Origin of the sequence: Pandoraea soli, assembly GCF_902459595.1 — a bacterium.
In the GTDB taxonomy this organism is placed as follows: Bacteria; Pseudomonadota; Gammaproteobacteria; order Burkholderiales; family Burkholderiaceae; genus Pandoraea; species Pandoraea cepalis.
In genome coordinates, this window is sequence record NZ_CABPSG010000035.1 from 1 (window position 1) to 2991 (window position 2991).

Annotated in this window: 2 protein-coding genes and 1 pseudogene; 1 reads left to right on the forward strand and 2 read right to left on the reverse strand. The window is 54.5% G+C overall.

From position 1 onward, the window contains the following. Both PSO31014_RS22795 and PSO31014_RS22995 read right to left on the reverse strand, forming a co-directional pair. Nucleotides 1-1041: hypothetical protein (locus PSO31014_RS22795; RefSeq protein WP_246176983.1), on the reverse strand; the 1041-nt coding region annotated here is incomplete at its 3' end. Between the two features lie 873 nt (nt 1042-1914). Then, nucleotides 1915-2703, reverse strand: a pseudogene (locus PSO31014_RS22995) (SIR2 family protein); the annotation flags it as partial. A 187-nt stretch (nt 2704-2890) separates the two neighbouring features. Here PSO31014_RS22995 and PSO31014_RS22160 point away from each other — a divergent pair. After that, a partial coding sequence (locus PSO31014_RS22160; protein ID WP_150553586.1) for a transposase occupies nt 2891-2991 on the forward strand: 101 nt, incomplete at its 3' end.

Genomic DNA, 2991 nt, shown 5'->3' on the forward strand with positions numbered 1-2991 from the left:
CTCAAATGCCTGTAGTTCTTCTTCATCGCAACACCCTACATCATTCGCGGTGTTGCACTTGAAACTGGAGACTAAGCTGTTTGCCGTTGTTTGCAGCACGGCATTCCAAGCCCATGGGTAGAACTCGCCGTTGTATGCCGCTCTCTTGATTGCGCAAATGGCACGTGACGGTTTTGTTTCCGCAAGCCCGCGAAACGGCTGTTTGGCTCGAAACGCCCGTGCGTCGATCTCTCCCAATGAGTGTGCCGTTCGTAAGATTTCGGCAATCGGCAAGTCGGTTAAGGCCGACGAGTCTTTATCGATTTTCAGTTCGCGCACCATCGAAACGCGAGGGCTCGCTGTGTACTCGATCGAATTTTCGTTCCAATCCGGGGCCTGCGGCCGTAGTTTTTCCGTCTGCGCCAGGATTTGAGACGAGAGTTGGATTTTTTGGGCTTTTAGCCAATATATTCGGCAAAGGCGATAATGCGCTTCAAGCTCCACTTGGTCCTTTCGCCCTTCCAACCAAGGAATTTCCCCGTAAAGTAATCTCTCTTCGATTATGGTCGAGGTTTGCTGCGTGAATTCGTGCCAGCGATCACGCAACGCCATTAGAAGGTCGCGTTCCCCCCGGCTTTCCCAAAACGATTTATCGTCAAGAGAGAGAAGGATTGACTCGGCATCTGAGATGCCGGTGATACAGGGTTGTCCTGCGGACCAAACACGGAGGGCTACCGATACTTCATCGCTTTCCGCCCATTGTTGCATTTCCGCTCGCGCGCCGTCCGGATCGGACGCCGCGAGTTTTAGTACCATTTTCGTGTACGCGACTAGGTGTCCGGTCAAGCCGAACTCGGTGCTGCCTGCTGGATTCTCGCCATCGGTCCGAAGAGAATCGAAGAACAAGACAGGGCTATCAGGGTTTCTTTCGCCCTCTAGCTCAATTCCGTGCTTGATATGCTGTCGAAAAATGGAAAGCGCATACGCAAGCATATTCGCTGATATTTCAAGGTCGGCGTCCGGCTTTGGATATTCCACTCCGACGTGCACAATGTCCTGCATTTTGAGGTCGCCGTGAGGCTGCGGCGGGCGTGCCCCGAATGCTGGCGCTACTGTCAACCGTGGCCTGTATAGGGCCATGGCATCTCGCACCAAAGATCGTGTCCACCCGTTGGGCTTCAACATGTCGGCAATAGCGTACTGCTCGTAACTCGGTTTTACGGGCTCTTGCCTCCAAGACGCGAGCAACACTCGCCACCCTTGCACCACCGCTTCCCCATAGAGAGCTGACTCTTGTCTCAAGGACCACTCGATGTTACTGATTACGTCGTGGTGAAGTGGGGATTGGCTTGCTGCCCACCACAGGGCTGCTGGTTGATGAGCTACCCTTTTGATCCACATCCCGATGTTCCAGAGTCGATCTGGTAGGCGAGGAGAGGACGTGCTTCCGCTGAATAGTCGTGCCGAGGAATCGGCCGAAAGGTCGGACAAATCGCTTGGCATGATTGACAAACCATCCCACGCGCCGTTTGGAACGTCTCGGACCTTTCCAAAGGAGTTGGGATTGGATGGGGGCGGTGCTTCGTCAGAGTCCAAGCAAAACGAATCGAACGGGTCAAAAATCTTGCCGTCATCGCCGCTCCCGGAGAACCGATCTGGTTCTCCGTAGCGAGTCTTGGGGTCAAATACGAATATCCAATCCGAAGGTATTTTCGTTTGGGAAGTGTGGAGGAGCTTCGCCCCAGCCTTTGACGATGCAATGTGTGCAATGATGCCTCGCTCGTGCGCGGCGAGCGTCGCAGGTCCGCTTTCGGCCATGATTAGTTGACGCGAGTGCCATGCCTCGACATCGCGGGCGCGCTCAGCCCATGCCGCTAACGTTTGCCAAAGAGCCTCGTGACCATTTGCACTGTCGTACGTTATTGGTACTACGCCCTTGTGTCGCCAGTGCCAAGCGGCATTTACGCCGGACTGGAACGCAAATAGGGAGTGTCTCGGCTTCGCAAAACTGTTGAGTGCCTCGAGCAGATATTGAACGGGGGCGTCGTCTGCCGAATATCCCACAAATACTATGTGGAAGTGCTCTAGCAATGATTGGATGTACCGGGTCGCCCAACCGTCGGACAGATAGGCGTGCCCGAAATCGGCGCTTGAAAGTACTAGGTCGTTGTCCCGTGCCGAGACGTAGCTTTGGTCGACGCACCCGTGAATATGAATGATCCCCCGAAAGTCATTCTTGCGATTCGGTGCTGGGAGCTTCGGTGGACTGAACGACTGCAGTGATTTATCGCATTCTTCGAATAACAAATCAAAGTTCGTTGTAACGAGACGCGGTGTTCCACCGGGCGAGCGGGACAAGTCCAACAAGATCTGGTGTGCGGTAAGACTGCATGCGGGCGCTGGCCTAAGGGCTACCGCCACAGACTCTCTCACCTCAGCTGGGTCAAACTCCCGATCTAACATTCCAAAAATTCGGTCCGTTGGCACCAAGCCCGGAAGTTGGCTACGCGAGCTTAGGTCCTTCATCGCGTCGAACAGCATGCGTGCTGGACTGTCGCTAGCAGATCCAAGGAGCGCTAATACTCTCTCTGCCAACGTAACAAAGTCGGGAAGGTGTGCGTGTGCACGAGATACTCCGGCACCACAAAAGAACAACACTTGACCGGCGTCGCGTGCAACGAGTAGGTCGTCGGGTATCGATGGTCCCCCCGCGATGAAACGCATAGTTTTTTAATCCTCCTCTTGTTGCCCCTGCTTGCAGGCGATGGCGGTTCACTGCACCGGCTCGGAATTCTACATGGGAGCAACATGAGTTCGATTCGCAGCAGTACACACTGGCAAAAAGGGTAATACCCCCTGAAATCCACCGCTGGGAGAAGTAGAATTTTCTCGTTAAGAGGGAGTTCTGCAGATGAAGAAGTCGAGATTCACAGATAGCCAGATATTGGAGGCGCTCAAGCGCGCGGAGGCTGGGCTTGCGGTGCCGGAGCTATGCCGGGAACTGGGCATCAG